The 26,146-nt window shown below is 69.2% G+C and carries 31 protein-coding genes and 1 pseudogene; 25 read left to right on the top strand and 7 right to left on the bottom strand.

Annotation, left to right across the window (positions count from 1 at the left end):
- The first annotated feature begins 113 nt into the window (after window positions 1-113).
- The 13 genes and pseudogenes from secY to AC5Y4Z_RS22350 all read left to right on the top strand — a co-directional run.
- Window positions 114-1,439: a preprotein translocase subunit SecY gene (gene secY, locus AC5Y4Z_RS22410; protein WP_499967068.1), complete on the top strand. Its 1,326-nt coding sequence runs from the start codon at window positions 114-116 to the stop codon at window positions 1,437-1,439.
- Window positions 1,436-1,993, top strand: coding sequence for an adenylate kinase (locus AC5Y4Z_RS22405; protein WP_499967067.1), 558 nt, complete (start codon window positions 1,436-1,438; stop codon window positions 1,991-1,993). The genes secY and AC5Y4Z_RS22405 overlap by 4 nt, the downstream gene beginning before the upstream one ends.
- Before the next feature lie 2 nt (window positions 1,994-1,995).
- A complete protein-coding gene (gene map, locus AC5Y4Z_RS22400; RefSeq protein WP_499967066.1) occupies window positions 1,996-2,796 on the top strand; it encodes a type I methionyl aminopeptidase in 801 nt (266 codons plus the stop codon).
- A 53-nt stretch (window positions 2,797-2,849) separates the two neighbouring features.
- Window positions 2,850-3,395 (top strand): sigma-70 family RNA polymerase sigma factor, encoded by a 546-nt coding sequence (locus AC5Y4Z_RS22395; RefSeq protein WP_499967064.1) that lies wholly within the window; start codon window positions 2,850-2,852, stop codon window positions 3,393-3,395.
- Window positions 3,396-3,465: 70 nt separating this feature from the next.
- Window positions 3,466-4,197, top strand: a complete 732-nt coding sequence (locus AC5Y4Z_RS22390) for an anti-sigma factor family protein (RefSeq protein WP_499967063.1) — start codon at window positions 3,466-3,468, stop codon at window positions 4,195-4,197.
- A 48-nt stretch (window positions 4,198-4,245) separates the two neighbouring features.
- Window positions 4,246-5,997 carry a thiamine pyrophosphate-binding protein gene (locus AC5Y4Z_RS22385; protein WP_499967061.1) on the top strand — a complete coding sequence of 584 codons (1,752 nt, stop codon included), beginning with the start codon at window positions 4,246-4,248 and terminating at the stop codon, window positions 5,995-5,997.
- Window positions 5,978-6,622 (top strand): DUF8713 domain-containing protein, encoded by a 645-nt coding sequence (locus tag AC5Y4Z_RS22380; protein ID WP_499967060.1) that lies wholly within the window; start codon window positions 5,978-5,980, stop codon window positions 6,620-6,622. Before AC5Y4Z_RS22385 ends, AC5Y4Z_RS22380 begins: the two co-directional genes overlap by 20 nt.
- A 7-nt stretch (window positions 6,623-6,629) precedes the next feature.
- The gene (locus AC5Y4Z_RS22375) at window positions 6,630-7,649 is read left to right on the top strand and encodes a 3-oxoacyl-ACP synthase III family protein (protein ID WP_499967059.1); all 1,020 of its coding nucleotides are present in this window, start codon (window positions 6,630-6,632) and stop codon (window positions 7,647-7,649) included.
- A complete protein-coding gene (locus AC5Y4Z_RS22370; protein ID WP_499967058.1) occupies window positions 7,649-8,704 on the top strand; it encodes a pyridoxal phosphate-dependent aminotransferase in 1,056 nt (351 codons plus the stop codon). Before AC5Y4Z_RS22375 ends, AC5Y4Z_RS22370 begins: the two co-directional genes overlap by 1 nt.
- Window positions 8,705-8,712: 8 nt before the next feature.
- The gene (locus AC5Y4Z_RS22365) at window positions 8,713-9,216 is read left to right on the top strand and encodes a MarR family winged helix-turn-helix transcriptional regulator (RefSeq protein WP_499967056.1); all 504 of its coding nucleotides are present in this window, start codon (window positions 8,713-8,715) and stop codon (window positions 9,214-9,216) included.
- A gap of 59 nt (window positions 9,217-9,275) precedes the next feature.
- Window positions 9,276-9,539, top strand: a complete 264-nt coding sequence (locus AC5Y4Z_RS22360) for a hypothetical protein (protein WP_499967054.1) — start codon at window positions 9,276-9,278, stop codon at window positions 9,537-9,539.
- Window positions 9,536-9,919 (top strand): type II toxin-antitoxin system VapC family toxin, encoded by a 384-nt coding sequence (locus AC5Y4Z_RS22355; protein WP_499967052.1) that lies wholly within the window; start codon window positions 9,536-9,538, stop codon window positions 9,917-9,919. The genes AC5Y4Z_RS22360 and AC5Y4Z_RS22355 overlap by 4 nt, the downstream gene beginning before the upstream one ends.
- 22 nt (window positions 9,920-9,941) lie before the next feature.
- Window positions 9,942-10,109, top strand: a pseudogene (locus AC5Y4Z_RS22350) (TIGR03086 family metal-binding protein); the annotation flags it as partial.
- Window positions 10,110-10,354: 245 nt separating this feature from the next.
- Here AC5Y4Z_RS22350 and mmsB read toward each other — a convergent pair.
- Genes mmsB through AC5Y4Z_RS22335 form a run of 3 tightly spaced genes read right to left on the bottom strand, consistent with a single transcriptional unit; the run spans window position 10,355 to window position 13,938 of the window.
- Complete coding sequence (mmsB, locus tag AC5Y4Z_RS22345) at window positions 10,355-11,233, bottom strand: 3-hydroxyisobutyrate dehydrogenase (RefSeq protein ID WP_499967051.1); 879 nt, start codon at window positions 11,231-11,233, stop codon at window positions 10,355-10,357.
- Window positions 11,234-11,255: 22 nt separating this feature from the next.
- On the bottom strand, window positions 11,256-12,413 hold the full coding sequence (locus AC5Y4Z_RS22340) for an isobutyryl-CoA dehydrogenase (protein ID WP_499967049.1): 1,158 nt from the start codon (window positions 12,411-12,413) through the stop codon (window positions 11,256-11,258).
- 4 nt (window positions 12,414-12,417) lie between these two features.
- A complete protein-coding gene (locus AC5Y4Z_RS22335) occupies window positions 12,418-13,938 on the bottom strand; it encodes a CoA-acylating methylmalonate-semialdehyde dehydrogenase (RefSeq protein ID WP_499967047.1) in 1,521 nt (506 codons plus the stop codon).
- 156 nt (window positions 13,939-14,094) lie between these two features.
- Here AC5Y4Z_RS22335 and AC5Y4Z_RS22330 point away from each other — a divergent pair, with 156 nt between their 5' ends.
- The 6 genes from AC5Y4Z_RS22330 to AC5Y4Z_RS22305 are packed head-to-tail and all read left to right on the top strand — an operon-like array spanning window position 14,095 to window position 18,478.
- Window positions 14,095-15,519, top strand: a complete 1,425-nt coding sequence (locus tag AC5Y4Z_RS22330) for an NAD(P)-binding protein (protein WP_499967045.1) — start codon at window positions 14,095-14,097, stop codon at window positions 15,517-15,519.
- Between the two features lie 16 nt (window positions 15,520-15,535).
- Entirely contained in the window at window positions 15,536-16,075 is a 540-nt protein-coding gene (locus tag AC5Y4Z_RS22325; protein ID WP_499967044.1) for an RNA polymerase sigma factor, read from the top strand.
- The gene (locus AC5Y4Z_RS22320) at window positions 16,072-16,770 is read left to right on the top strand and encodes a Rieske (2Fe-2S) protein (protein ID WP_499967042.1); all 699 of its coding nucleotides are present in this window, start codon (window positions 16,072-16,074) and stop codon (window positions 16,768-16,770) included. The genes AC5Y4Z_RS22325 and AC5Y4Z_RS22320 overlap by 4 nt, the downstream gene beginning before the upstream one ends.
- Window positions 16,771-16,791: 21 nt before the next feature.
- On the top strand, window positions 16,792-17,184 hold the full coding sequence (locus tag AC5Y4Z_RS22315; protein WP_499967040.1) for a cupredoxin domain-containing protein: 393 nt from the start codon (window positions 16,792-16,794) through the stop codon (window positions 17,182-17,184).
- Between the two features lie 17 nt (window positions 17,185-17,201).
- Window positions 17,202-18,110 (top strand): metallophosphoesterase family protein, encoded by a 909-nt coding sequence (locus tag AC5Y4Z_RS22310; protein ID WP_499967120.1) that lies wholly within the window; start codon window positions 17,202-17,204, stop codon window positions 18,108-18,110.
- A complete protein-coding gene (locus tag AC5Y4Z_RS22305; protein WP_499967039.1) occupies window positions 18,107-18,478 on the top strand; it encodes a hypothetical protein in 372 nt (123 codons plus the stop codon). Before AC5Y4Z_RS22310 ends, AC5Y4Z_RS22305 begins: the two co-directional genes overlap by 4 nt.
- Here the strand turns inward: AC5Y4Z_RS22305 and rfbC are convergent.
- The 4 genes from rfbC to AC5Y4Z_RS22285 are packed head-to-tail and all read right to left on the bottom strand — an operon-like array spanning window position 18,450 to window position 21,819.
- Complete coding sequence (gene rfbC / locus AC5Y4Z_RS22300) at window positions 18,450-19,061, bottom strand: dTDP-4-dehydrorhamnose 3,5-epimerase (RefSeq protein ID WP_499967038.1); 612 nt, start codon at window positions 19,059-19,061, stop codon at window positions 18,450-18,452. The genes AC5Y4Z_RS22305 and rfbC overlap by 29 nt on opposite strands.
- A gap of 1 nt (window position 19,062) precedes the next feature.
- Window positions 19,063-20,058, bottom strand: a complete 996-nt coding sequence (gene rfbB / locus AC5Y4Z_RS22295; protein WP_499967037.1) for a dTDP-glucose 4,6-dehydratase — start codon at window positions 20,056-20,058, stop codon at window positions 19,063-19,065.
- Between the two features lie 28 nt (window positions 20,059-20,086).
- A complete protein-coding gene (locus tag AC5Y4Z_RS22290; RefSeq protein ID WP_499967035.1) occupies window positions 20,087-20,953 on the bottom strand; it encodes an LLM class F420-dependent oxidoreductase in 867 nt (288 codons plus the stop codon).
- Window positions 20,954-20,973: 20 nt separating this feature from the next.
- Window positions 20,974-21,819 (bottom strand): LLM class F420-dependent oxidoreductase, encoded by an 846-nt coding sequence (locus tag AC5Y4Z_RS22285; RefSeq protein ID WP_499967034.1) that lies wholly within the window; start codon window positions 21,817-21,819, stop codon window positions 20,974-20,976.
- Window positions 21,820-21,986: 167 nt separating this feature from the next.
- Between AC5Y4Z_RS22285 and AC5Y4Z_RS22280 the strand changes: the two genes are divergently transcribed.
- The 6 genes from AC5Y4Z_RS22280 to rpsD all read left to right on the top strand — a co-directional run bounded on the left by AC5Y4Z_RS22280 (window position 21,987) and on the right by rpsD (window position 26,062).
- A complete protein-coding gene (locus AC5Y4Z_RS22280) occupies window positions 21,987-23,888 on the top strand; it encodes a serine/threonine-protein kinase PknD (protein WP_499967032.1) in 1,902 nt (633 codons plus the stop codon).
- 225 nt (window positions 23,889-24,113) lie between these two features.
- A complete protein-coding gene (gene infA / locus AC5Y4Z_RS22275; RefSeq protein ID WP_003418601.1) occupies window positions 24,114-24,335 on the top strand; it encodes a translation initiation factor IF-1 in 222 nt (73 codons plus the stop codon).
- A gap of 33 nt (window positions 24,336-24,368) precedes the next feature.
- Entirely contained in the window at window positions 24,369-24,482 is a 114-nt protein-coding gene (rpmJ, locus tag AC5Y4Z_RS22270) for a 50S ribosomal protein L36 (RefSeq protein ID WP_003879483.1), read from the top strand.
- A 153-nt stretch (window positions 24,483-24,635) separates the two neighbouring features.
- Window positions 24,636-25,010, top strand: a complete 375-nt coding sequence (rpsM, locus tag AC5Y4Z_RS22265) for a 30S ribosomal protein S13 (RefSeq protein ID WP_085233506.1) — start codon at window positions 24,636-24,638, stop codon at window positions 25,008-25,010.
- A gap of 5 nt (window positions 25,011-25,015) precedes the next feature.
- Window positions 25,016-25,432 (top strand): 30S ribosomal protein S11, encoded by a 417-nt coding sequence (rpsK, locus tag AC5Y4Z_RS22260; RefSeq protein WP_499967031.1) that lies wholly within the window; start codon window positions 25,016-25,018, stop codon window positions 25,430-25,432.
- 24 nt (window positions 25,433-25,456) lie between these two features.
- Complete coding sequence (rpsD, locus tag AC5Y4Z_RS22255; protein ID WP_499967029.1) at window positions 25,457-26,062, top strand: 30S ribosomal protein S4; 606 nt, start codon at window positions 25,457-25,459, stop codon at window positions 26,060-26,062.
- Window positions 26,063-26,146 lie beyond the last annotated feature (84 nt).

Genomic DNA, 26,146 nt, shown 5'->3' with positions numbered 1-26,146 from the left:
CCTTGACCGGGGCCGCCCGGCTCAGCTGTTAGTCTCGTACACGGTTTGACGCGCGGCGCCGTACGTCCTGGCCTGCGGGTGTTGGGCGCGAGACGCAGGACGCAGGAGGAAGAGTGCTTTCGGCTTTCATCTCATCGCTGCGGACAGTCGATCTGAGACGGAAGATCCTCTTCACGCTTGGCATCGTCGTCCTGTATCGGGTCGGCGCGGCTTTGCCGTCCCCGGGTGTGAACTACCCGAACGTGCAGCAGTGCATCAAGGAAGCCAGCGGCGGCGAGGCCGGGCAGATCTATTCGCTGATCAACCTGTTCTCGGGCGGGGCGCTGCTCAAGCTCACGGTGTTTGCAGTCGGCGTGATGCCCTACATCACCGCCAGCATCATCGTGCAGTTGCTGACCGTGGTCATCCCGCGGTTCGAGGAGTTGCGCAAAGAGGGCCAGTCCGGCCAGGCGAAGATGACGCAGTACACCCGCTATCTGGCCATCGCGCTGGCCGTGCTGCAGGCCACCAGCATCGTGGCGCTGGCGGCCAACGGCGGGCTGCTGCAGGGCTGCTCGCTGGACATCATCGCCGACCAATCCATCTTCACCCTGGTCGTCATCGTGCTGGTGATGACCGGCGGCGCGGCGCTGGTGATGTGGATGGGCGAGCTGATCACCGAGCGCGGCATCGGCAACGGCATGTCGCTGCTGATCTTCGTCGGCATCGCGGCGCGCATTCCGGCCGAAGGCAAAACCATCCTGGACAGCCGCGGCGGGGTGATCTTCGCCGCGGTGTGCGCCGCCGCGCTGGTCATCATCGTCGGCGTGGTCTTCGTCGAGCAGGGCCAGCGCCGCATCCCGGTGCAATACGCCAAGCGGATGGTGGGCCGGCGCATGTACGGCGGCACGTCGACGTACCTGCCGCTGAAGGTCAACCAGGCCGGCGTCATCCCGGTCATCTTCGCGTCGTCGCTGATCTACATCCCGCACCTGATCACCCAGCTGGTGCGCAGCGGCAGCGGCGGCGTGGGCAACAGCTGGTGGGACAAGTTCGTCGGCAGCTACCTGTCGGACCCCAGCGACCCGGTCTACATCGGCATCTATTTCGGCCTCATCATCTTCTTCACGTACTTCTACGTCTCGATCACGTTCAACCCCGACGAGCGTGCCGACGAGATGAAGAAATTCGGCGGCTTCATTCCGGGCATTCGCCCGGGCAAGCCCACCGCCGACTATCTGCGTTTCGTGCTGAGCCGGATCACGCTGCCCGGCTCGATCTATCTGGGCGCGATCTCGGTGCTGCCCAACCTGTTCCTGCAGATCGGCAATGGCGGGGCGGTGCAAAATTTGCCGTTCGGGGGTACCGCGGTTTTGATCATGATTGGCGTCGGTTTGGATACGGTCAAACAAATCGAGAGTCAGCTCATGCAGCGTAACTACGAAGGATTCCTCAAGTGAGAGTCGTTTTGCTTGGACCGCCGGGGGCGGGCAAAGGGACGCAGGCCCAAAAGCTCGCCGAGAAGCTTGGGATCCCGCAAATCTCCACCGGGGAGCTTTTCCGGGACAACATCGAAAACGGGACCAAGCTCGGGCTGGAGGCCAAGCGCTACCTGGACGCCGGTGACCTGGTGCCCTCCGAGCTGACCAACCAGCTCGTCGACGACCGGCTCAACGACGCCGATGCCGCCGACGGCTTCATCCTCGATGGCTACCCGCGCTCGCTGCAGCAGGCCAAGGCGCTGCACGAGATGCTCGAACGCCGCGGCACCGACATCGACGCCGTGGTCGAATTCCGGGTCACGCAGGACGAATTGCTGCAACGGCTCAAGGGTCGCGGCCGCGCCGACGACACCGACGACGTCATCCTCAACCGCATGAAGATCTACCGCGACGAGACCGCGCCGCTACTCGAGTACTACGGGGCTCAACTGAAAGACGGACTGAAGACCGTCGACGCGATCGGCACGGTCGACGAGGTGTTCGCCCGCGCGCTGCACGCGCTGGGCAAATAACCATGAGCGCGTTGGCGCGGCTGCGCAGTCGCAGGGTCGTGCCGCAGCGCAGCCCCGGTGAACTGGACGCGATGGCCGCTGCCGGCGCGGTGGTGGCCGCCGCCCTGAAGGCCGTCCGCGCCGCCGCCGTCGCGGGGGCGTCGACGTTGAGCCTGGACGAGATCGCCGAGTCGGTGATCCGACAGGCCGGGGCCATCCCGTCGTTCCTGGGCTACCACGGCTACCCGGCGTCGATCTGCGCTTCGGTCAACGACCGGGTCGTGCACGGCATCCCTTCCGCCGCGGAAATCCTGGCGCCGGGGGACCTGGTCTCCATCGACTGCGGCGCGGTGCTGGACGGCTGGCACGGCGACGCCGCGGTCACCTTCGGGATCGGGTCGCTGGACGCGGCCGACGAAGCGCTGTGCGAGGCGACGCGGGAGTCGCTGCAGGCCGGCATCGCGGCGATGGTCGCGGGCAACCGGCTGACCGACGTCGCGCACGCCATCGAAACGGGCACCCGCGGCGCCGAGGCCCGTCACGGGCGCGCGTTCGGCATCGTGGAGGGCTACGGCGGCCACGGCATCGGCCGGCAGATGCACATGGACCCGTTCCTGCCCAACGAGGGCGCCCCCGGGCGCGGCCCGCTGCTGGCCCCGGGCTCGGTGCTGGCCATCGAACCGATGCTGACGCTGGGAACCAGCAAGACGATGGTGCTCGACGACGAATGGACCGTCACCACCGCCGATGGGTCGCGCGCGGCGCATTGGGAGCACACCGTCGCGGTGACCGACACCGGCCCGCGCATCCTGACCGTGGGGTGAGTTCCTGAACTAAACACCGACTCGACTCGTGTCATGTGGCGGGAGGTGATCGGGTGGCTCGGGTTACCGGCACTTGGGGCGCGTCCAGGGCAGCCGAAGCCGCCCTGATGACGGCGCTCTACGACGAGCACGCCGCGGTGTTATGGCGTTATGCGATGCGGTTGACGGGCGACGCAAGCCAGGCCGAGGACGTCGTCCAGGAGACGCTGCTGCGCGCGTGGCAGCATCCGGAGGTCATCGGCGACACCGAGCGCTCGGCGCGGGCGTGGCTGTTCACGGTCGCCCGCAACATGATCATCGACGACCGGCGCAGCGCGAGGCACCGCAACGTGGTCGGTTCGCTGGACGAGTCGGGAGCGCCCGAGCAGTCGACGCCGGACGAGGTGAACGCGGCCCTGGACCGGCTGCTGATCGCCGAGGCCATGACGCAATTGTCGGCCGAACACCGCGCCGTGATCGAACGGTCCTACTACCGCGGCTGGACCACCGCGCAGATTGCTGCCGACCTTCAGATCGCCGAGGGAACAGTGAAGTCGCGACTACACTATGCGGTGCGGGCATTGCGACTCACTCTGCAGGAACTAGGAGTCACCCGATGACGGCGCGAGGGTACAGACAGGTGCCCACCCGCACGGTCATCGGCTCCGAATACTTGAGGGGTGACAGGAGATGGACGAGATGAGTACGCCGTTACGAGGCATCGGCCCGCCCGGTGACGACTACGCGATGTGGGATGCCGCATACGTGTTGGGATCGCTGTCGGCCTCCGATCGCCGCGAATTCGAGGCGCACATGGCCGAGTGCCTGGCATGCCGGGACGCCGTCGCCGGGCTGAGTGGTGTGCCGGCCCTGCTTTCACAGCTCGACCACGCCGAGGTGGCCGCGATGGACGAGCCGGACCGCGGTCCGGCCGCCACGCCGGAGATGTCGCCACAGTTGTTGCCGTCGCTGCTGGCAACGGTGCGCTGGCGCCGGCGCCGCACCCGGATGGTGACCTGGGCGGCCTCCTCGGCCGCGGCCGCGGTGCTGGGGGTCGGCGTGCTCGTCGGCGTCCAGGGCTACTCCGCCGCGCCCGCGCACCAGCCGGCCACCGCCTCGCAGCCGATGGCACAGGTCGGTACCACGCTGCTGACCTCGACGGTGCAGGTGAGCAGCCAGCACTGGGGGACGTCGATCAACCTCAAGTGCGTGTGCCTGGCGCCGCTGAACGCCCACCACGACACGCTGGCGATGGTCGTCGTCGGTCGCGACGGCAGCCAGACCCGGCTGGCGACGTGGGTGGCCGAACCCGGTCACACCGCCACGCCCGCGGCCAGCATCTCCACGCCGGTCGACCAGATCGCCGCCGTGCAAGTGGTTTCCGCTGACAGCGGCCAGGTGCTGCTGCAGCGTTCGCTGTAAAACCGAACCCGCGGTGAACTGAGGGTAGCCGCGGGTCGTGTTACTGGCATGCCCAGGAAGCAGCGGGTGGTCGACCACATCGTCGAGTGCCTCGCATCGGTCGGCATCGACCACATCTTCGGCGTCGACGGCGCCAACATCGAAGACCTCTTCGACGCCGCGCACTTCCGGTCGGACATCACCGCGGTGCTGGCCAAGCACGAATTCTCCGCGGCCACCATGGCCGACGGGTACAGTCGCAGCGGGGCGGGGCTGGGAGTGGTGGCCGCCACCTCGGGTGGCGGGGCGCTGAATCTCGTAGCGGCCCTTGGGGAATCGCTGGCGAGCCGGGTCCCGGTGCTGGCCCTCGTCGGGCAGACACCCACCACGCTGGACGGGCGGGGGAGCTTCCAGGACACCAGCGGCAACAACGGATCGCTCGACGCGCGCGCGTTGTTCGCCGCGGTGTCGGTGTCCTGCGAGCGGGTGCTGCACCCGGCCGACGCCGCACCGGCGCTGTCGCGGGCGATCGCCGCGGCACGCACCGGCGGGCCGGCGGTGTTGTTGCTGCCCAAGGACATTCAGCAGGGATACGTGGACTGCGCGCGCAACGGGCACGCCGCGGCCGACCCACGACCCATCGCGCAGGTTTTCAGCCCGCAGCCCGTCGCCGCGATTCTGCGCGGCGCGAACGGCCCGGTCACCATCATCGTCGGGGAGCAGGTGGCCCGCGACGACGCCCGCGCCGAACTCGAGGCGCTGCGCGCGGTGTTGCGGGCACGGGTGGCGACGGTGCCCGACGCCAAGGACGTCGCCGGCACACCGGGTCTCGGGTCGTCGTCGGCGCTCGGGGTAACGGGTGTGATGGGCCACCCGAATGTGGCCGAGGCGGTGGCCGCCAGCGCGGTCTGCCTGGTGGTCGGCACCCGGCTGGCGGTCACCGCGCGCGCCGGGCTGGACGACGCGCTGGCCGCGGTGCGCACGGTCTCGATCGGCGCGGCGCAGCCGTATGTGGCGTGCACCCACGTGCACACCGACGACCTGCGCGGCTCGCTGCGCATGCTGACCCAGGCGCTGTCCGGACCGGGCCGGGCGACCGGCGTTCGGGTGCCCAACCTGGTGCGGCGAACCGAACTGTCGCCGCCGCCGTGGGCGGGACCCGGTGTGCGCTATCGGGATGCCATGGCGGTACTGGACGGCTGCGTGCCCGACGGCGCGGACATCGTCGTCGACGCCGGCAACTCGGGCGCGGCGGCGATCCACTACCTGCCGGCGCGGCGGGGCGGCAGGTTCGCGGTCGCCCTGGGCATGGGCGGAATGGGCTACAGCTTCGGCGCGGGCATGGGGATGGCCTTCGGGCGCGCGAACAGCGGACGACCCGGCGGGCGCACCGTGGTGATCGCGGGCGACGGCGCATTCTTCATGCACGGCATGGAGATTCACACCGCGGTGCAGTACCGGCTGCCGGTGACGTTCGTGCTGTTCAACAACAACGCCCACGCCATGTGCGTGACGCGCGAACAGCTGTTCTACGACGACCTGTACAGCTACAACCGGTTTCGTCCCAGCCGGCTGGGCGCCGGAGTGGCGGCGATGTTCCCCGGGCTGACGTCGGTCGACGTTGCCGACCTCGACGGCCTGGCCGCGGCGATGCGGACGGCGCTGAGCGTCGACGGCCCGGCCGTCGTCAGCGTCGAATGCTCGGCCGACGAGATTCCGCCGTTCGCACCATTCCTCGGCGCCGTCGCAACCAATGGCGCCACCGCACACAAGATTTCGACCGCAAAGGAGAACCGGACCGATGTCGCTGCCAGCGCTTGAGGACGTCCCCGTCATCGACGGGGTGACCCGCATCGAAACCAGCCCCCGGGAGCAGGCCACCCCGATCATCATGGACATGATGCGCTCGGTGTACCCGCACGACCAGGTCTTCGGGCAGTACTGCACCGTCAACGAATACGTCGACTGTCCACCCGACGAGCTGTACGAGTACATGGCCGACACCCGCAGCCTCGAGGAGTGGACGTACAGCCTGCGCGGGTTCACCACCACCGACGAACCGGGGTTGTGGCTGGCCTACGACCGGCTCGGTGCGGAGACCAAGATCTACACCCGAACCGTCGCCAACGACGAGGCCCGCACCGTCGACTACCACTGCGCGTGGGACCAGGGCAAGCACTTGTGGATGATCTACCTGATGCGCGTCGTCGACGCGCAGGTGGTCCTCGACAAGCCCGGTTCCGTTGTGCTGTGGACCAATTGCCATCACCCGTTCTACGACCGCAACCCGTACCCGGAGACGGCGCCGACCGAGCGGCCGGTGTGGGTCGGCGACTTCTGGGACATGTTCGGCGCCGGTCATCTGCTGGAGATGAAGAACCTGAAGGCCATCGCCGAGTACCGGCACCGCAATGGGCTCCCGGTGACCCCGAAGTGGATGAGATGAGAGTGCCATGACCAAACCAACCGTCAGCCTGATCGACGTCGCCACCTATCTGCCGGGCGAGCCGATCGGTGCCGACTACTACGCGCAATTCGCCGAATCCGATGACCTGCGCGACAATCTCATGTTCCGCGCGCCGAGGTTTCGCCATCACGTCGCGGCGGGCGAGACCGCGGTCGACATGGTCGAGCGCGCCGCGCAGGGCCTCATCGAGCGGCACGGTGAGGACGTCGTCGCGGGCGCGGACGTGCTGATCACCCACACCCAGGCGCCCGACTTGCCGTTCTACGGCGCGGGCGGCGGGATCGCGCACCGGCTGGGCATGCGCCCGTCGTGGGTCCTCGACCTGCACAACGGGGGGTGCGCGGTGTTCGTGTTGGCGCTCAACGTGGCCCGCAAGCTGCTGTCGTCCGGCGAAGCGAACACCGCGCTGATCGCCGTCGCGCAAAACGCCGGCGGTCAGGTTTTCGACCAGCCCGGGGTGCGGCGCAAGGCGCAGGCCGCGGTGCCCGGCGACGGCGCCGCGGTGGGCCTGGTCAGGGTGGGCGACGAGTCGCCCATTCTGGATGTCGAGTGCCGCACCTACGGCGAATACCACGGCGAGATGACGCTGTCGCCCGACCCGCCCCGCAAGTGGTGGCAGCCCGGAACCGGCGAGCTATGCATCGGTTTCACCGAAAGCAAGATCACCAAGGTGCTGGCCCGCGGCAACCGGCAGGTGCCGGAGGTGGCGCTGGCGGTCTGCGACCGAATCGGCATGTCCGCCAAGGATATCGGCCTGCTGGTCACCAACCAGCCCAACCGGGCGTTCCTGCGCAACTGGCGCGACGCGCTGGAACTGCCCGCGTCCAGGCACCGCGACACCTTCGACGAATGCGGCAATCTGTTCGGCGCCGGGATCCCGATCAACCTCGACCGGGCGATCGCCGACGGCCAGGTGCAGGCCGGTGACGTGGTCATGATGGCGGGGTTCGCGCACGCCGGCGACTTCGCCGGCGCGGCGGCGGTGCGCTGGGGCGGTCGGGGCTGATGCCACCGGTTTCCCTCACCGCCGAGGTCGACGAAGCGTTCCCCACGGCGATCGATCCGCTTGCGTTGTCGCTCAACGAGAATCCGTTCCCGCCGCTGCCGGCGGTGCGGTCGGCGCTGATCCGCTCGATCGACGCGGTCAACCGGTATCCGGAATTTTTGCCCGAGCGGCTGCGCCGCGTGATCGCCGCCCGCGTCGGGATGCCCGCCGACCGGGTGGTGCTGGGCGCCGGGGCGACCGGTGTGGCGTTGCAGGCCCTGCACGCGCTGACCGCTCCGGGCGATGCGGTCGCGATGGCGTCGCCGACCTTCGACGGGTATCCGATCATCGCGAAGATGGCGCGGCTGAAGTCGTTGACGGTTCCGCTCGACCGGGACGGCCATAACGACCTCGACGGGCTGGCCGACGCCGCCGCGCACGCCCGAGTGGTGGTGGTGTGCCGCCCGCACAACCCGACCGGCACGCTGGAACCAGCGGCCGAGCTGGCGCGGTTTTTGGCGCGGGTGCCGCGGGACACCGTCGTGCTGCTCGACGAGGCCTACATCGAATTCGCCGCCCCCGAGCACCGCATCGACGTCCCGGCGCTGCTCGCGCGCTTTCCCAACGTGGTGGTGGTGCGGACGTTCTCCAAGGCGTACGGGCTGGCGGGCTTGCGGATCGGCTACGCGCTGGCGGCGCCGGACCTGGCCGCGACGCTGTGGTCTCAGCAGCTGCCGTTCGGCGTGGCGCTCACCGGCCTGCTTGCGGTGACGGCCTCCTACCGGGCCGAAGACCAACTGCTGCAACGGATCCAGTCGATCAACGCCGAACGCCACTATCTCCGGATGCGCCTGAGCGCGTTGGGGATCTACACCACCGACGCGCATGCGAATTTCATGTACCTGCCTTCGAGGGGTGGGCAGGGCCGGCCGTGGCATGAGGTGTTCGCCGGCAGCGGGCTGCTGGTGCGCCACTACGCGGACGGCGGCACCCGGATCACCGTCGGCAACCGCGCGTCGACGGTGGCGGTGCTGGCGACGATAGGCAAGGGGACGGCCCGGCCGCGGATGCGGTAAGAAGGGGCGTGGCCGCATCAAGCCCCAAACGCGATCCGATCGCCGCGGCGCGGGCCAACTGGGAGCGCGCCGGGTGGGGCGACGTGTCGCACGGCATGGTCGCCGTCACCTCGGTGATGCGCGCACACCAGATTCTGCTGGCCCGCGTCGAGAACGCGCTGCGCCCCTACGACCTGAGCTTCTCCCGCTTCGAGTTGCTGCGGCTGCTGGCGTTCAGCCGGACCGGGGCGCTGCCGATCACCAAGGCGTCCGACCGCCTGCAGGTGCACGTCACCAGCGTCACCCACGCCATCCGGCGGCTGGAGGCCGACGGGCTGGTGCAGCGGGTGCCGCACCCCACCGACGGGCGGACCACGCTGGTGCGCATCACCGACCTCGGCCGGTCCACGGTCGAGGACGCCACCGTCACGCTCAACGAGCAGGTGTTCGCCGACATCGGCATGGGCACAGCCGAATCCGAGGCGCTGGTGTCGTCGATCGAGACGCTGCGGCGCAACGCGGGCGACTTCTAGAGCGCCGCTGACCCTCCTTGCGGTGTACCACCTAGTCTGCCGGTGGTACACTCGGCCGCATGCCAACGATCCGCCCGCGCTACCAGGTGACCGAAACGCCGCAGGTGGCTGACGCGTTGGATCGGGCTGCCAAGCGATGGCCGGATGAGCCCCGCTCGAAGTTGCTTCTGCGGCTGGTCGAGGCGGGCGCCGGGGTCCTCGAGGACGACGAGCGCGTCGAGCACGAAGCCCACCGCGCCGCCGTGTTGGCGAGCAGCGGCCGCTACGCCGAGGCGTTCGGACCCGGCTACCTGGCCCAGCTGCGGGCGGACTGGCCCGCGTGATCGTTCTGGACACGAGCGTCCTGATCGCGCATCTGAACCCCACCGGCCCGCACCATGAAGCGGCTACCGCAATCCTCTTGGCCGGCAAGCCCGCTCAGATGTTGGTCCACTCGCTGACGCTGGCGGAGGTCCTTGTCGGGGGGGTGCGCATCGGACAGGGAGCGTCGATGCGCGACGACCTGCGCGCCGCCGGCATTGCGGTCGCCCCGCACGACGATGGCGAGCCGCTGCGCCTCGCCGAGCTGCGCGCCAGTAGCGGACTGAAACTTCCTGATTGCTGCGTACTTGATGTCGCGATCCGCCAGCACGCCGGTCTGGCAACCTTCGACAATGCCCTGGCCGACGAGGCCCGAAGGCGCGGCGTCCCGGTCGAAAGATGAGGCCTTCGTCCGCTATGTCCCCACCGATCTCGACGCGGAGTTGGCGACCGAGCAGCTGGCGGCCGTCCGTGCATATGTGGGACCCGAATTCCGCGGACCCGGCAGGCCCTTCGGCCCCGAACAGCCGTGCGCGCCCGAGCGGGCGCCGGCCGATCAACTGGCCGCGTTTCTCGGGCGCAAGGTGAAGTGATACAACGTATCTCAGGCTAAGCCGCTGCGCAGCGGCTGGCGTAGCTGGCAGCTGCAAGCCGCTAGTTGTTGGGGCGCCCGTCGACCCCGGTCGCGAGTTTTCGAGTGTGAGCTCAGGGCTTTCGCCGTGTACCCAGGGCGCAGGTTCGACCGGAATTTCAGCCCTGCGTTCACACCCGACGCCCTGGGTTCACAATCGGCGTCAAGGACGGCAGTGATCGGCGAATACCCTTGTGCGGCAACGGGTCAGCGCAGCGCTTCGATGACCGCGCTGAAGTCCCGGTCGGCGTGTTCGACAGCGAAGTCCGCGTAGATCTGCGCGGCGTGGGTGCCCAGCGGGGCCACCGAACCGGTGGAGGCCACCGCGTCCATCGCCAGGCCCAGGTCCTTGTTCATCAACGCGGTCGCGAAGCCGGGCTGGAAGCCGTTGTTGGCCGGCGACGTCGGCACCGGGCCCGGCACCGGGCAGTTGGTGTGCACGGCCCAGCAATTGCCCGTCGCGCCGGTGATGACGTCGAACAGGGACTGCGCCGACAGCCCCAGCTTCTCGGCCAGCACGAACGCCTCGCCGATCACGATCTGCTGCACCGCCAGCACCATGTTGTTGCACACCTTGGCGGCCTGGCCCGCGCCCGCCGCGCCACAGTGAATGATCTTGCCCGCCATGGGTTCCAGCACCGGCCGGGCGCGCTCCAGGCTTTCCGAGTCACCGCCGACCATGAACGCCAGCGTCCCGGCGACGGCGCCCTTCACCCCGCCGGACACCGGCGCGTCCAGCTGCGGCATGCCGTGCGATTCCGCCAGCGCGTGCACCTCGCGGGCGTCGTCGACCGAGATCGTGGAGCTGTCGATGAACAGCGCGCCCGCCCGGGCGGCGGGCAGCACGTCGGCGTAGCAGCGCTTGACCAAAGCGCCGTTGGGCAGCATGGTGACCACGACATCGGCATCACACACCGCGGCCGCGGCGTTGTCGAACAGTGTGGCGCCCTGCTCGGCCGCGGCGGCCGCCGCGGCGGGGGCGGGATCGAACCCGCGCACGGCGTGGCCGGCGGCGACGAGGTTGGCCGACATCGGCGCGCCCATGTGGCCAAGCCCCAAAAAGGCGATCGTGAGATGCTCCGTCATGGCTCTCTTTCTCGGGCGTTGGTCAAGAAGCGCGGAACCGCGCGGCCTCGGCCCGGCCGATGACCACCCGCATGATTTCGTTGGCGCCTTCCAGGATCCGGTGGACCCGCAGATCGCGGACGATCTTTTCCAGGCCATACTCGCGTAGGTAGCCGTAGCCGCCGTGCAGCTGCAGCGCCTTGTCGGCGACCTCGAAGCAGGTGTCGGTGACATAGCGCTTGGCCATCGCGCACAGCTCGACCTTGTCGGGGTCGTCGGCGTCCAGCGCACTTGCGGCGCGCCACAACATCATTCGCGAGGTCTGCAGCCCGGTGGCCATGTCGGCCAGGGCGAACCGGATGGTCGGCTCGTCGAGCAGGGCGGAGCCGAACGCCTGGCGCTCGCGCACGTAGGCCCCGGCCTTGTCGAAGGCGGCCTGCGCGCCGCCCAGCGAGCAGGCCGCGATGTTGAGGCGCCCGCCGTTCAGCCCGTTCATCGCGATGCCGAACCCGGCGCCCTCGCCGTCGGAGCCGCCCAGCATGGCCTCGGCGGGCACCCGCACCCCCTCCAGGATCACCTGGGCGGTGGGCTGGGCGTGCCAGCCCATCTTCTCCTCGAGCGCGCCGAAACTCAGTCCGTCGGTGCCCTTTTCGACGACGAACGCCGAGATGCCGCGGGGACCCTCACCGCCCGTCCTGGCCATCACCACGTACACGTCCGAGGCTCCCGCCCCGGAGATGAACTGCTTGACGCCGTCGAGCACGTAGTCGCCGCCCCGCTTGACGGCGCGGGTGCTCAGCGCGCCGGCGTCGGAACCGGCGCCCGGCTCGGTCAGGCAGTAGCTGGCGATGACGTCCATCGCGGCCAGCCGCGGCACCCAGGCCTTGCGCTGTTCCTCGGTGCCGAAGCTGTCGATCATCCACGCGCACATGTTGTGGATGGACAGGAAGGCGGCGGTGACCGGATCGGCGACGGCGAGCTGTTCGAAGATGCGCACGCCGTCGAGGCGGCGCAGCCCGCTGCCGCCCACGTCGTCGCGGCAGTAGATCGCCGCCATGCCGAGCCCGGCGGCCTCGCGCAGCACATCGGTCGGGAAATGCTTGGTGGCGTCCCAGTCCAGCGCGTGCGGGGCCATCCGCTTCTCGGCGAAGGCGGCCGCCGTCTCGGTGATCACCCGTTCTTCGTCGTTGAGGGTAAACATGCCGCTAATTCATTGTGGGGATGACGAATTCGGCGCCGTCCTTGATGCCCGACGGCCAGCGCGACGTGACGGTCTTGACCTTGGTGTAGAACTGGATCGACGCCGGGCCGTGCTGGTTGAGGTCGCCGAAGCCGGAGCGTTTCCAGCCGCCGAAGGTGTGGTAGGCCACCGGGACCGGGATCGGCACGTTGACACCGACCATGCCCACCTGCACGCGCGAGACGAAATCGCGGGCGGTGTCGCCGTCGCGGGTGAAGACCGCCACGCCGTTGCCGTACTCGTGCTCGGACGGCAGCCGCAGGGCCTCCTCGTAGTCGTGGGCGCGCACGATGCAGAGCACGGGTCCGAAGATCTCGTCGGTGTAGATCGACATCTCGGGGGTGACGTGGTCGAACAGGGTGGGGCCGATGAAGAAGCCACCCTCGAGGTTCGCGTCACCGAATGCCAGGTCGTCGCTGGTGCGTTCGCGCCCGTCGATGACCAGTTCGGCGCCCGCGTCCACCCCCTGGCCGATGTAGTCGCGCACCCGCGCCACGGCGGCCTCGGTGACCAGCGGACCGTAGTCGGCCTTGGGGTCCAGGCTGTGGCCCACGCGCAGGTTGTTGATCCGCTCGATCAGCCTGGCGCGCAACCGGTCCGCGGTCTGCTCGCCGACCGGCACGGCGACGCTGATCGCCATGCAACGCTCGCCGGCGCTGCCGTAGCCCGCGCCGATCAGCGCGTCGACGGCCTGGTCGAGGTCGGCGTCGGGCATCACGATCATGTGGTTCTTGGCGCCGCCGAAGCATTGCGACCGCTTGTCGGTGGCCGCGGCCGTGGCGTAGATGTAGTGCGCGATGTCGGAGCTGCCGACGAAGCCGACCGCCTGGATGTCGGGGTGGTGCAGGATGGCGTCGACGGCCTCCTTGTCGCCGTGCACCACCTGGAACACGCCGGGCGGCAGGCCGGCCTCGAGGAACAGCTCGGCCAGTCGCACGGGAACCGACGGGTCGCGCTCGCTGGGCTTGAGCAGGAAGGCGTTGCCGCACGCGAGCGCCGGTCCGGCCTTCCACAGGGGGATCATCGCCGGGAAGTTGAACGGGGTGATGCCGGCGACCACGCCCAGGGGCTGGCGCAAGGAGTAGACGTCGATGCCCGGGCCGGCGCCCTCGCTGTAGTCGCCCTTGAGCAGGTGCGGGATGCCGACGCAGAACTCGATCACCTCGATGCCGCGCTGGATGTCGCCGCGCGCGTCGGCCAGGGTCTTGCCGTGCTCGAGGGACAGCAGCTCGGCGAGCTCGTCGGTGTGCTGGTTGACCAGGTCGATGAACCGCATCATCACGCGGGCGCGGCGCTGCGGATTGGTTGCCGCCCAGCCCTTTTGGGCCTCGGCGGCCGAGGCGACCGCCGCGTCGATGTCGGCCTTGCCCGCCATGTGCACTTTCGCCTGCACCTCGCCGGTGCTGGGGTTGAAGACGTCGGCGGTGCGGGTGGCCTGGCCGGCGGTGCGCTTCCCGTCGATGAAGTGCGGGATCTGAGTGGTCATGGTGTCCTCGGAGTCGGTTGCGCGCGATTACTTGCATATCCTAGTAACCTGGCCTGGGTGTCGCAAGGTGGGGGTTCTTCCGCCAGAGTGCAACTAGTGACGGCGTTACTCGGCCGATGTGTTGCCAGTCGCACTTTCGCGGCGTTGGGTGAGGGCATGCGCACCATCGACGCCGACTACCTGGTGGTCGGCGCGGGCGCGATGGGCATGGCGTTCGTCGACACCCTGGTGACCGAGACGGACGCGCGCGTGGTGCTGGTGGACCGCCACCACCAGCCGGGCGGGCACTGGACCGCGGCCTACCCGTTCGTGCGGCTGCACCAGCCCTCGGCGTTCTACGGGGTCAACTCGCTGCCGCTGGGCACCGGCGCCATCGACGAAACCGGCTGGAACAAAGGCCTTTACGAACTGGCGACCGCCGGCGAGGTGTGCGCGTACTACGACCACGTCCTGCGCCAGCGGTTCCTGCCCAGCGGGCGGGTCTCCTACTTCCCGATGAGCGAATACCGCGGCGACGGTCGCTTCACCACGCTGGCCGGGACCGACTACACCGTGGACGTGACGCGCCGCATCGTCGACGCCACCTACATGCGCGTCGTGGTTCCCGCGATGCGCCCGCCGCCCTACGCGGTGGCGCCCGGCATCGCGTGCGTCCCGCCCAACGACCTGCCCGGCGCCGGTGCCCACGAGCGCTACGTCGTCGTCGGGGCCGGCAAGACCGGCATCGACGCCTGCCTGTGGCTGCTGGGCCACGGCATCGCGCCGGACCGGCTGACCTGGATCATGCCCCGCGACGCGTGGTTGCTGGATCGCGCGACGATCCAGCCCGGGACGCTGTTCGCCGATCGGATCAAGGGCGCGTTCGCCGCGCAACTGCAGGCGGTGCGGGACGCGGCGTCGGTCGACGACCTGTTCTCGCGCCTCGAGGACGCCGGCGCCCTGTTGCGGATCGACCCGGCCGTCCGGCCCACCATGTACCGCTGCGCGACCGTCACCTGCGCCGAACTCGAGCAGCTGCGGCGCATCGCCGACGTCGTGCGCATGGGCCACCTGCTGCGCATCGACGCCGACGCGATGGTCCTCGACGGCGGCACCGTCGGCGCTCGCGGCCCGGCGCTGTACGTCGACTGCACCGCCGACGGCGCCGAAAAGCGCCCCGCCACGCCCATTTTCGAGCCGGGCCGGATCACCCTGCAGAGCGTGCGCGGGTGCCAGCAGATCTTCAGCGCGGCGCTGATCGCCCACGTCGAGTCCGCCTACCCGGACGACGCGGTGAAAAACAAAATCTGCGTGCCGCTGCCGCATCCCGACACCGACGTCGACTGGCTGCGCATCGCGCGGGCCGACTACGGCAACCAGCTGCGCTGGCTCGACGACCCGGACCTGACCGCCTGGCTCTCCGGCGCGCGGCTGGACCTCTTCGGTCACCTGATGGGCCACCTGCTGGCGCCGGCGGCGGCGGCGAAGCCCCGGGTGGCCGACCGGATCCTGCGCATCGCCCGCTCGGCGCTGTCGGCGACGGCCGCGAAGCTCGACCAGCTGATGGTCGAGGAAGCCTCGTGTAACCCCGGCCGATATTGATCGGTGAAGGAGGCACGTGGCGGCACACAACGAACCGATCGGCCCGCGGCCGCTGCGCGCGGTCCCCGCGGACGGCTACCCCGACTGGGAGGCGGTGTACTCCGACAACGCGTCCTGGGTGTATCGCACGCTGTTCGCCCGGGTGGGCAACCGGGCCGACGCCGAGGACCTGACCGCCGAGGTCTTCCTGGCCGCGCTGCGGCCGCTGCGCCTGACCGCCAGCGTCGGAGAGGTGCGCGCCTACCTGCGGGCCACGGCCCGGACCGTGCTGGCCGCGCACTGGCGCGAGGCCATGGGCCGGGAGATAACCTCGATCGACGACATCGAACAACCGCCCGAGAGCGAGGAAGCGATCAGCACCGCGCCCCAGCGCGTCGCCCAGGTGCTCGACAACCTGCCCGACCGGTACCGCCGGATCCTGGAAATGCGGTTCCTGCAGGGCAATTCGATCAAGGAGTCCGCCGCCGAACTTGGTATCAGCGTCGCCAACGCCAAGGTGCTGCAGCACCGCGCCCTGCGGCTGGCGGCACAGGTCAACGAGAAAGGCCTGCCATGAACGCGCGCGGCTTGCGGCGCTACGTCGACGACCTGCTGCGCGGGCGGCGGCCCAAGCCGTTCGCGCCCGACGACTTCGAGGCCGCGCAAATCCGCACCGCGATCGAATTGCGCGCCGCCCGCCCCGGCGCCGACGATGCGCCGCGGGAGGAATTCCTCACCGACCTGCACCGCCGCCTGGCCGAGCAGATGGGCGGGGTGCCCGAGCAAGCCGAGACCACCCACAGCACCACGCGCCGCCACGTCATCGTGGGCACGTCGGCCGCCGCGGCCGCCGCGGCCGCCGCGGTGTCCATCGACCGGGCCGTGGTCGGGGGGCGCAGGGAGCCGCTCGCCCCCGAGGTCGCCTCCGGGCAGCTCACGCCCAACGACGGAAGCTGGCAGCGCGTCGCGTCCAGCTCCGACGTGCCCGACGGCGTCATGCGGCCGTTCGATCTCGGCACGGTCGCCGGGTTCGTCCGTCGCGTCGACGGCAAGCCGCAGGCCATCTCCGGCGTCTGCACCCATCAGGGCTGCCGGCTGTGGTTCGACGCGCCGCAGGACACGCTGCGCTGCCCGTGCCACACGACGTCGTTCTCGCCCAGCGGGCAGGTGCTCACCCACCAGCTGCCGATCGCGCCGAAGCCGCTGCCCACGCTCATGGTGCGCGAGGTCGACGGCGCCATCGAGGTGTTCGCCCCCGTCAAGGCGGTGTAACCCGCCGCCCTATCCCTTGGCATGAAGCTACGAAGATTTCCGGTCGCGGCGCTTGCCCTCGGCGCGGTGCTGGCCGGCTGCTCGTCTCCGCGGCCCGCCGCGGACAGCGGCACCGGCATGCCGATGGCGACCATGTCGGTCACCGCGCCACCGGCCGCGGTGAGCGGAACCCAGGTCGACATCGACGGGTTTGCCTTTGCGCCAACCACATTGAGCGTCCGCGCGGGGACCACCGTCACCTGGACCAACCGCGACGAAGAGCCGCACACGGTGGCCGCGAGCGACGGGTCGTTCCACTCGCCCGGGATGGGGACGGGAGCCAGCTTCTCGCACACCTTTCCCACGGTGGGAAGGTTCGACTACGTCTGCTCGATCCACCCGATGATGCACGGCACCGTGGTGGTGACCCCGTGACGGCCGACCCGGCCGGCATGACCCGACGCCAGCTGTTGCGGCATTCGGCGTGGTTCGGCGCGGCGGTCGGGTTCGCCGTGGTCGGCGGCGAGGTCATCTCCCACGTCGCCGGCACGGCGGCGGCCGAGCGCTCCCACGCCCGCCCCACCCTGCGGTTCGCCCAAGTCAGCGACAGCCACCTGGGCTTCACCGGCCGGCCCAACCCGGACGTCACCGCCACGTTCGGCCACGCGATCGACCAGATCAACGGCCTTGGCTACACACCGGATTTCGTCATTCACACCGGCGACCTCACCCACCTGTCCAGCTCTGAGCAGTTCGACCAGGCCAAGCAGATGCTGAGCGGGCTGAAGACCCCCCACGTGTTCACGGTGCCCGGCGAACACGATTCGGTCGACGACGCGGGACAGAAGTACCGCAACGCGTTCGGCGCGGGATCCCAGGGGGACGGGTGGTACAGCTTCGACATCGCCGGCGTGCATGTGATCGCCCTGGTGAACACGTTGAACCTGAAGAAACTCGGCCATCTTGGCGCCGACCAGCTGGACTTCGTCCGCAAGGACGTCGCGGGGTTGCCGAGCGACACGCCCATCATCGTGTTCAGCCACATCCCGCTGTTCGCGATGTACCCGGACTGGGGCTGGGGCACCGACGACGCCGCCCAGGTGTTGAGTCAGCTGAGTCGCTTCTCGTCGGTCACCTGCCTCAACGGGCATGTGCACCAACTGTTTTCCAAGACCGAGGGCAACGTGACGTTCTACAGCGGCACGACCACGGCCTACCCGCTGCCGCATCCCGGCGACGGGCCGGCGCCCAAGCCCGTCACGCTGCCGCCGGGCAAGCTGCGCGACGCGCTGGGGATTCGGGAGGTCAACTACACCAAGGGCCGGACCGCCCTGGCGCTGAAAGAAACCGCGCTGCAATGAAGATCGCGCTTCGGCTCGCGCTCGCGGCGTCGCTGGCCGCCGCCGCCACCAGCCACGCCTACCTCTATGTGCATGGCTATCACCACATTCCGATGATCGGTGCGGCGTTTCTGGTGCAGGCGAGCGTGTCGTTCGCGCTGGCGCTGCTGATCGTCGCGGACGGCCCGGGGTGGCTGTGGTGGGCCGCCGCTGCGGTGGCGGGCGGTTCCCTTGCCGCGTTCGTCCTGTCGAGGACCGTTGGGCTGCTCGGGTTTTCCGAGCGGGGCTGGGAACCGTCGCCGCACGCCGCGATCAGCGTGGCCGCGGAGGCGCTGACCGTGCTGTTGTGGGCGGGCTACGTCAGGAAGTGGCGCGCAGCCCCGCGATGAAGCGCTGGGTGTCCTCCCAGGTGGGCAGGAGCCCGGCGGCGCGCACCTCGTCGAAGCTGGGCGCCGCGGCGTCGCGGTCGGACAGGCTGAGTGCGGCGCCGTCGACCAACGGCCAGTCGATCCCCAGCGCCGGGTCCGTCGGGCAGATGGTGTGCTCGCGTTGCGGGTTGTACTCCGCGGAGCACAGATACATCACCGTCGAATTGTCTTGTAGCGCAAGGAAGGCGTGTCCCAGGCCTTCGGAGATGTACATCGTCCGGCGGTCCTTGTCGTCGAGCAGCACCGAGTCCCACTGACCGAACGTCGGTGAGCCGACGCGGATGTCGACGACCACGTCGAACACCGAGCCCGACACGCACGTCACGTACTTGGCCTGGCTCGGCGGCAGCTGGGCGAAGTGCAGGCCGCGCAGCACGCCGGCCGACGACACCGAGCAGTTGGCCTGCCGAACGTCCAACCGGTGGCCGGCGAAATCGGTGAACCCGCGGTCGGTGAGCCATTCGAAGAACATGCCGCGGGAATCGCCGTGGATGGCCGGCGTGATCTCCCAGGCGCCGGGGACTTTCAGCTCGCGAGTCTTCACGTCAGCGCCCGCGTTCCTCGTAGCGCGCCTCCGCCTCGTCCTTGAGCGGTCGCCACCACGACTCGTTGGCCCGGTACCAGTCGATGGTGGCCCGCAGACCCTCTTCGAAGTCGGTGTGCTTTGGCGCCCAGCACAATTCGTTGCACAGCAACGACGGGTCGATCGCGTAGCGCAGGTCGTGGCCGACCCGGTCGGGCACGTGGTCGAAGTCGTCGGGATCGCGGCCCATCATCTTCAGCAGCGTGCGCAGCACGGTCAGGTTGTCGCGCTCGCCCTCGGCGCTGATCAGGTAGGTCTGGCCGATCCGGCCCTCTTCCAGGATCCGCCGCACCGCGCTGTTGTGGTCCTCGACATGGATCCAGTCGCGCACGTTGGCGCCACGGCCGTACAACTTGGGTCGCCGGCCGGTGAGCACGTTGGTGATCTGGCGGGGGATGAACTTCTCGATGTGCTGATACGGCCCGTAGTTGTTGGAGCAGTTGGAGATCGTCGCGCGCACCCCGTAGGAGCGCACCCAGGCCCGGACCAGCAGGTCGGCGGCGGCCTTGGTCCCCGAGTACGGGCTCGACGGGTTGTAGGGCGTGGTCTCGGTGAACCGCGTCGGGTCGTCGAGCTCCAGGTCGCCGTAGACCTCGTCGGTCGAGATATGGTGCAGCCGCACCCCGTGGCGTCGCACCGCTTCCAGGATGGCGTACGTCCCGATCACGTTGGTTTGCAGGGACGGCTCCGGATCATCCAGCGAGTTGTCCACGTGGCTTTCGGCGGCGAAGTGCACCACGGCGTCGGACTCGGCGACCAGCCCGTCGACCAGCGCGGCGTCGGTGATGGTGCCCTCGACCACCTTGATGGCGTCTTCGACGTCGGCCAGCGACTCGCGCCGTCCGGCGTAGGTGAAGGCGTCGAGCACGGTCACGGAATCCTCGGGGTGTTCCCGCACCGTGCTGTGCACGAAATTCGCGCCGATGAAGCCGGCTCCGCCGGTGACCAGCAATCGCATGGTGACACACACTAACGGAGCGAGTCGGTCAGCTTGGGGGAGTTACCCCTAATGCCTCCGCCAGTTCCTGAAGCGCCGACACCAGTGCCGCTTCGTTCGAGGTGCCCAGCACCTGGATCGCCACGTGGTCGGCGCCGGCCTCGCAATGTTCATGGAGCCGGCGCGCGACGGCCTCGGCGGTGCCATGGGCCACCACCGCGTCGATCAGCTTGTCGCTGCCGGGTTGGTGCACGTCGCGCTGGGTGAACCCGAGCCGCAGCCAGTTGTTCACGTAGTTGCTCAGGCCCAGGTAAAACTCGGCGGTCCGGCGGCCGATGGCGCGGGCCTCGTCGGCGTCGGTGCTCAGCACCACCTTGTGTTCCGGCGCCAAAAACACCGAGTTGCCCACCTGCTGGCGCGCCCTGGCCGTGTGCTCCGGGGTGGTCAGGTAGGGGTGGGCGCCGGCGCTGCGTTCGGCCGCCAGTCGCAACACCCGCGGCCCGAGCGCCGCGAGCACCCGTCGGCTGGTCGGCACCATCGCCGCGTCGAGCGCGTCGAGGTAGGCGACCAGGGCGTCGTAGGGCTTGACGTAGTTCTCGGTGTGTTCGGGGTGGCCGACCCCGACGCCGAGCAGAAACCGGCCCGGGTGTGCGCCTTCGATGCGGGCAAAGGCGTCGGCGACCGCCGGCGCCGGCGCGGACCAGATGTTGACGATTCCGGTCGCCAGGTGCAGCGAGCTCGTCGCCGCCAGGGCCGGCTCCACCCAGGCCAGGTCCGCGTCCGGCGATCCGCCGATCCAGGCGGCGCCGTACCCGAGCGATTCGACCCGCGCGGCCAGCCCGGGCGTGATGGAACGGGTGGGCAGCCACACGCCGAACCGGCCCAGGTCGGGCTTCAGTGCCACTGCCTCGGTCATCCGGTCCCCCTCCGGGTTGGCTAGCTCAGTCCGAGCGGCCCCGCCAATTCGGCCAGCGCCGAGACCAGGTTTTCATCCTTGGTGAGAACCTGCACGGGCACGTGGTCGGCGCCCGCGTCGAGGTGCTGTTTGAGCCGGGCGGCGATCTGGTCCGGCGTGCCATACGCCACCAGCGCGTCGACCAGGCGGTCGCTGCCGGGGCGGGTGACTTCCTCATCGGAGTAGCCGAGCCGCTTCCAGTTGTTGCGGTAGTTGGCCAGGTTGAAATAGATGTCGAGCGCGCGGCGGCCGACCGCGCGGGCCTTGTCCGCGTCGGTGGTCAGCACCACCTTGTGCTCGGGGGCCAGGAACGCCGACGGGCCGATCAGCTCGCGGGCCTGGGCGGTGTGCTCCGGGGTGGTCAGGTAGGGGTGCGCGCCGGCGCTGCGGTCGGCCGACAGCTTGAGCACGCGCGGGCCCAGGGCCGCCACCACGCGGCGGTCGGCCGGCACGCCGTACTCGTCGAGCTGGTTGAGGTAGGCCACCAGCGCGTCGTAGGGCTTGCGGTACTCGGTGTGCGCCTCGGGATGGCCGACGCCGATGCCGAGCAGGAAGCGGCCGGGGTAGGCGCGGTCGATGCGGTGGAACGACTCGGCGACCGGCTTGGCCGCCGCCGTCCAGATGTTGACGATGCCGGTGGCCACCTGCAGGGTGGTCGTCGCCTCGAGGATCGGCTCGACCCACGCCAGCTCGGCGGGCGGGGAGCCGCCCACCCAGACCGCCCCGTAGCCCAGGGCTTCGATTTCTTTGGCTTGCTGAGGCGTGACCCCGCGTCCGAACGATCCGAACCGGCCGAGAGAGGGGCGAGTGGCATGAGCGTCGGTCATGGTTGCTCCAACCCGCGAGCCGGCCCGCCGTATTCCTGCGCGGGACGCGCTGTTTGCCCGGAAATAAGTGGGCGAAAAGAATTGGGCCGGCAAATTGGTCGCTGAATTGGCGAATTTTCACGGTTAGTGGCGCGATATGGTTTGTCCAGTCGCTGTGGGAGGGCTTGTTGCGGGATACGTCGTTCGGAAACTACGAGCTGATCGAGTTGCTGGGCCGCGGCGGCATGGGTGAGGTGTGGCGCGCCCGCGACAGCGTCATCGACAGAATCGTCGCGATCAAGATTTTGCCCACCGATATCTCCCGGAACGACGTCTTCCAGCAGCGGTTCCGTCGCGAAGCCCATGCGGCCGCGCGACTGCGGAGCCCGCATGTCGTGCCGATTCACACCTACGGGGAAATCGACGGACGCCTATTCGTGGATATGGCGCTGATCGAGGGCCGAGACCTGCAGTCCATCCTGCGCGACGGCCCGCTGCCGCCGGCGCGGGCGGTGCACATCGTCGAGCAGATCGCCAAGGCGCTGCAAGCCGCGCACAAGGAAGGGCTGCTGCACCGCGATGTCAAGCCCTCCAACATCCTCGTCGATGACGACGACTACGCCTACCTGATCGACTTCGGCATCGCGCTGGCGGCCGGGGAGCGCAACCTGACCACCGTCGGCGACGTGATCGGGACGTTTCACTACATGGCCCCCGAACGGTTCAGAATCCAGGAGCCCGACGCGCCCCCGATCGACGCCCGCTCGGATATCTACGCGTTGGCCTGTGTGCTGTACGAATGCCTGACCGCCGAGCACGCCTTCCCCGGCGACAGCCTGGAGCAACAGATCGGCAACCACCTCGCCAGTCCGCCGCCGCGCCCGTCGAGCACCCACCCGGGGGTGCCGCACAGCCTGGACCCGGTGATCGCCAAGGGCATGGCCAAGCTGCCCGGCGACCGCTACGACACCGCCGTCGAGCTGGCGCGGGCCGCCCGCAGCGCCATCACCGCGCCCGTGCCGCTGCCCCCGCGGCCACCCGATAGGCCGCGCCCGGCGCCGTTCCCGGCCCCCGCGCAGAACCACGGTCCCGCCTACGCTCCCGCGCCGCAGGAACCCGGCGGCCCGGCCACGGTCCGGCACGCGCCGGCCCACCCCGGCGCGTACCCCCACCCCGAACCGCCGGCCGAGCCCTTCGCCGATCGGCCGCCCGCGGGCCTGCCGCCACCGCAGTGGTGGCGCCGGAAACCCGTCGTCATCTCGCTCGCGGCCCTGGCCACCGTCGCCGTGGTCGTTGCCGCGCTGGCCGTCTTCGGCGTTTTCGGGTCACATTCCGACTCCCGGCAGACGACGCTGCCCTTCACCGGCCTGCGCGAGCCGCAGGGGCTCTCGGTCGGCAACGGCGGCACGGTGTACGTCGCCGACACCATGCACAACCGGATATTGGCGTTGTCCGCGGGCTCGACCGACCCGGTCGTGCTGCCTTTTGAGGGCCTCAGCTATCCGAGCGGCGTGACGGCGGACAACAGCGGCAACGTCTACGTCAACGATTCCGGCAACAAACGGGTGCTGATCCTGCGCGCCGGGTCCAGCCAGCAGACGCAGCTGCCGTTCACCGACCTCGACCACCCGACCGGCCTGTCGGTGGGCAGCGCCCGGACCGTCTACGTCACCGACACCGCCAAGAACCGGGTGGTCGCCCTGAACCAGGGCTCGACCAAGCAGTACGAGATCCCCTTCACCGGTCTCAAGGCCCCGACCGGTCTGGTGGTGTCCAGCAACGGGACCATCTACGTCGCCGACGGCGGTAACAACCGGGTGTTGATGCTGGCCCCCGGCTCGAACACGCAGACCGTCGTGCCCTTCGCCGGGCTGTCGGATCCCGGCGGCGTGACCCTGGACAGCGAGGGCTCCGTCTATGTCACCGACAGTGCCGGCAACCGCGCGCTCAAGCTGCCGGCGGGCTCGACCCAGCAGGTCGTGCTGCCCTTCGCCGGCCTCGACTACCCGTGGGGCCTGGCCGTCGACAGCAACGGCGCGGTGTACGTCGCGGGCCACAACAACAAGATCCTGGCCCTGCGGCAAAACTAGGCGAGGGGCCATGGCGGGTGCGCCGCGCGTTTTTGCGCCGACTGCGGCGATGCGGGTAAGGTGGGACGACGGTGCGGCGTCCCGTGCCGACTCTTGGCGTGCCCAGTCTGAAATTTCTCGGAATTTTCACCACCGGCTCACGTTTTGTAGTCGGGACGGCTGCTGCGCCGCCCGGCCGCACTGACGCGAACGACACGAAACGAACGACGAGGATTTCTGACAAGTATGGCCAAGAAGGACGGTGCCATCGAGGTCGAGGGCCGCGTGGTCGAGCCCCTGCCCAATGCGATGTTCCGCATTGAGCTGGAGAACGGTCACAAGGTGCTCGCCCACATCAGCGGCAAGATGCGCCAGCACTACATCCGCATCCTGCCCGAGGACCGCGTGGTGGTGGAGTTGTCTCCCTACGACCTGTCCCGGGGCCGCATCGTGTACCGGTACAAGTAACCACCCAAAAGACGAGAACAGGATCGAACAGCCGTGAAGGTCAACCCCAGCGTGAAGCCGATTTGCGACAAGTGCAGGGTGATCCGTCGGCATGGGCGGGTCATGGTGATCTGCTCGGATCCGCGCCACAAGCAGAGGCAAGGTTAGTCAGGGCTTCCGCTCTCACAACTGAATGCAGACCTCCCAGCACCACTGAGCGGATACGCCGCTCACCCACGCCCGGACGGAGGCCGGGCCCCGATCAAAATCGGGAACGGGCTGGGAAAAGACCTCCGCATGAGATAAGAGGACACGCCACCTATGGCTCGACTAGTAGGCGTCGATCTGCCGCGCGACAAGCGGATGGAGATCGCGCTGACCTATATCTTCGGCATCGGCCGCACCCGCTCGAACGAGATTCTGGCGGCCACCGGCATCGACAAGGACCTGCGCACGCGGGATCTCAGCGACGACCAGCTGACCCACCTGCGTGACTACATCGAAGCCAACCTGAAGGTGGAGGGTGACCTGCGCCGCGAGGTGCAGGCCGACATCCGCCGCAAGATCGAGATCGGCTGCTACCAGGGTCTGCGGCACCGCCGCGGCCTGCCGGTGCGCGGCCAGCGCACCAAGACCAACGCGCGGACCCGCAAGGGCCCCAAGCGCACCATCGCAGGCAAGAAGAAGGCCAGGTAACCGCCATGCCACCAGCCAAGAAGACAGCCGCCGGCGCCAAGAAGGGCCAGAAGACGCGCCGCCGGGAAAAGAAGAACGTCCCGCACGGCGCGGCGCACATCAAGAGCACCTTCAACAACACGATCGTGACGATCACCGACCCGCAGGGCAACGTCATCGCCTGGGCGTCGTCGGGTCACGTGGGGTTCAAGGGCTCGCGCAAGTCGACCCCGTTCGCCGCGCAGCTGGCCGCCGAGAACGCCGCGCGCAAGGCCCAGGAGCACGGGGTCCGCAAGGTCGACGTGTTCGTCAAGGGCCCGGGCTCGGGCCGGGAGACCGCGATCCGGTCGCTGCAGGCCGCGGGCCTGGAGGTCGGCGCGATCTCCGATGTCACCCCCCAGCCGCACAACGGCGTCCGCCCGCCCAAGCGTCGGCGCGTCTAGAAGCGTCAGGAGATCTAGAACCCCATGGCTCGTTACACCGGACCCGTCACTCGCAAATCGCGCCGGCTGCGCACCGACCTCGTCGGTGGGGACCAGGCGTTCGAGAAGCGCCCCTACCCGCCCGGCCAGCACGGCCGCGCGCGGATCAAGGAGAGCGAGTACCTGCTGCAGCTGCAGGAGAAGCAGAAGGCCCGCTTCACCTACGGCGTGATGGAAAAGCAGTTCCGCCGCTACTACGAAGAGGCCGTGCGGCAGCCCGGCAAGACCGGTGAGGAACTGCTGCGCATCCTCGAGAGCCGGCTGGACAACGTCGTCTACCGCGCCGGGCTGGCGCGCACCCGACGGATGGCCCGCCAGCTCGTCACCCACGGCCACTTCACGGTCAACGGCGTGCGCGTCGACGTCCCCAGCTACCGGGTGTCGCAGTACGACATCATCGACGTGCGGGACAAGTCGCTGAACTCCGTGCCGTTCCAGATCGCGCGGGAGACCGCGGGCGACCGCCCGATCCCGAGCTGGCTGCAGGTGGTCGGGGAGCGCCAGCGCATCCTGATCCACCAGCTGCCCGAGCGCGCGCAGATCGACGTGCCGCTCACCGAGCAGCTGATCGTCGAGTACTACTCGAAGTAACTCAAGACCTCCTGCCGGCATCCGCTTGGCAGGAACCTAAGCGGCATCAAATAGCGGGTGCCGAGAAGGAGAACGAGAAACACC

It is taken from the genome of Mycobacterium sp. NGS63 (assembly GCF_059812295.1).
The sequence above is the reverse complement of the archived record's forward strand: the minus strand, read 5'-3'. Positions and strand labels throughout refer to the sequence as shown.

What these genes read in the sequence shown, in the direction of transcription:
- AC5Y4Z_RS22390 (WP_499967063.1), top strand. Translation starts at nt 3,466, where the DNA reads ATGGACGAGATGAGTACGCCGTTACGAGGCATCGGCCCGCCCGGTGAC.
- AC5Y4Z_RS22305 (WP_499967039.1), top strand. Translation starts at nt 18,107, where the DNA reads ATGAAGATCGCGCTTCGGCTCGCGCTCGCGGCGTCGCTGGCCGCCGCC.
- AC5Y4Z_RS22320 (WP_499967042.1), top strand. Translation starts at nt 16,072, where the DNA reads ATGAACGCGCGCGGCTTGCGGCGCTACGTCGACGACCTGCTGCGCGGG.
- AC5Y4Z_RS22360 (WP_499967054.1), top strand. Translation starts at nt 9,276, where the DNA reads ATGCCAACGATCCGCCCGCGCTACCAGGTGACCGAAACGCCGCAGGTG.
- map (WP_499967066.1), top strand. Translation starts at nt 1,996, where the DNA reads ATGAGCGCGTTGGCGCGGCTGCGCAGTCGCAGGGTCGTGCCGCAGCGC.
- AC5Y4Z_RS22375 (WP_499967059.1), top strand. Translation starts at nt 6,630, where the DNA reads ATGACCAAACCAACCGTCAGCCTGATCGACGTCGCCACCTATCTGCCG.
- mmsB (WP_499967051.1), bottom strand. Translation starts at nt 11,233, where the DNA reads ATGACGGAGCATCTCACGATCGCCTTTTTGGGGCTTGGCCACATGGGC.
- rpsK (WP_499967031.1), top strand. Translation starts at nt 25,016, where the DNA reads ATGCCACCAGCCAAGAAGACAGCCGCCGGCGCCAAGAAGGGCCAGAAG.
- AC5Y4Z_RS22315 (WP_499967040.1), top strand. Translation starts at nt 16,792, where the DNA reads ATGAAGCTACGAAGATTTCCGGTCGCGGCGCTTGCCCTCGGCGCGGTG.
- AC5Y4Z_RS22290 (WP_499967035.1), bottom strand. Translation starts at nt 20,953, where the DNA reads ATGACCGAGGCAGTGGCACTGAAGCCCGACCTGGGCCGGTTCGGCGTG.
- AC5Y4Z_RS22330 (WP_499967045.1), top strand. Translation starts at nt 14,095, where the DNA reads ATGCGCACCATCGACGCCGACTACCTGGTGGTCGGCGCGGGCGCGATG.
- rpsD (WP_499967029.1), top strand. Translation starts at nt 25,457, where the DNA reads ATGGCTCGTTACACCGGACCCGTCACTCGCAAATCGCGCCGGCTGCGC.
- infA (WP_003418601.1), top strand. Translation starts at nt 24,114, where the DNA reads ATGGCCAAGAAGGACGGTGCCATCGAGGTCGAGGGCCGCGTGGTCGAG.
- rfbB (WP_499967037.1), bottom strand. Translation starts at nt 20,058, where the DNA reads ATGCGATTGCTGGTCACCGGCGGAGCCGGCTTCATCGGCGCGAATTTC.
- AC5Y4Z_RS22310 (WP_499967120.1), top strand. Translation starts at nt 17,202, where the DNA reads ATGACCCGACGCCAGCTGTTGCGGCATTCGGCGTGGTTCGGCGCGGCG.
- AC5Y4Z_RS22380 (WP_499967060.1), top strand. Translation starts at nt 5,978, where the DNA reads ATGTCGCTGCCAGCGCTTGAGGACGTCCCCGTCATCGACGGGGTGACC.
- AC5Y4Z_RS22285 (WP_499967034.1), bottom strand. Translation starts at nt 21,819, where the DNA reads ATGACCGACGCTCATGCCACTCGCCCCTCTCTCGGCCGGTTCGGATCG.
- AC5Y4Z_RS22335 (WP_499967047.1), bottom strand. Translation starts at nt 13,938, where the DNA reads ATGACCACTCAGATCCCGCACTTCATCGACGGGAAGCGCACCGCCGGC.
- AC5Y4Z_RS22385 (WP_499967061.1), top strand. Translation starts at nt 4,246, where the DNA reads ATGCCCAGGAAGCAGCGGGTGGTCGACCACATCGTCGAGTGCCTCGCA.
- AC5Y4Z_RS22370 (WP_499967058.1), top strand. Translation starts at nt 7,649, where the DNA reads ATGCCACCGGTTTCCCTCACCGCCGAGGTCGACGAAGCGTTCCCCACG.
- AC5Y4Z_RS22340 (WP_499967049.1), bottom strand. Translation starts at nt 12,413, where the DNA reads ATGTTTACCCTCAACGACGAAGAACGGGTGATCACCGAGACGGCGGCC.
- rpsM (WP_085233506.1), top strand. Translation starts at nt 24,636, where the DNA reads ATGGCTCGACTAGTAGGCGTCGATCTGCCGCGCGACAAGCGGATGGAG.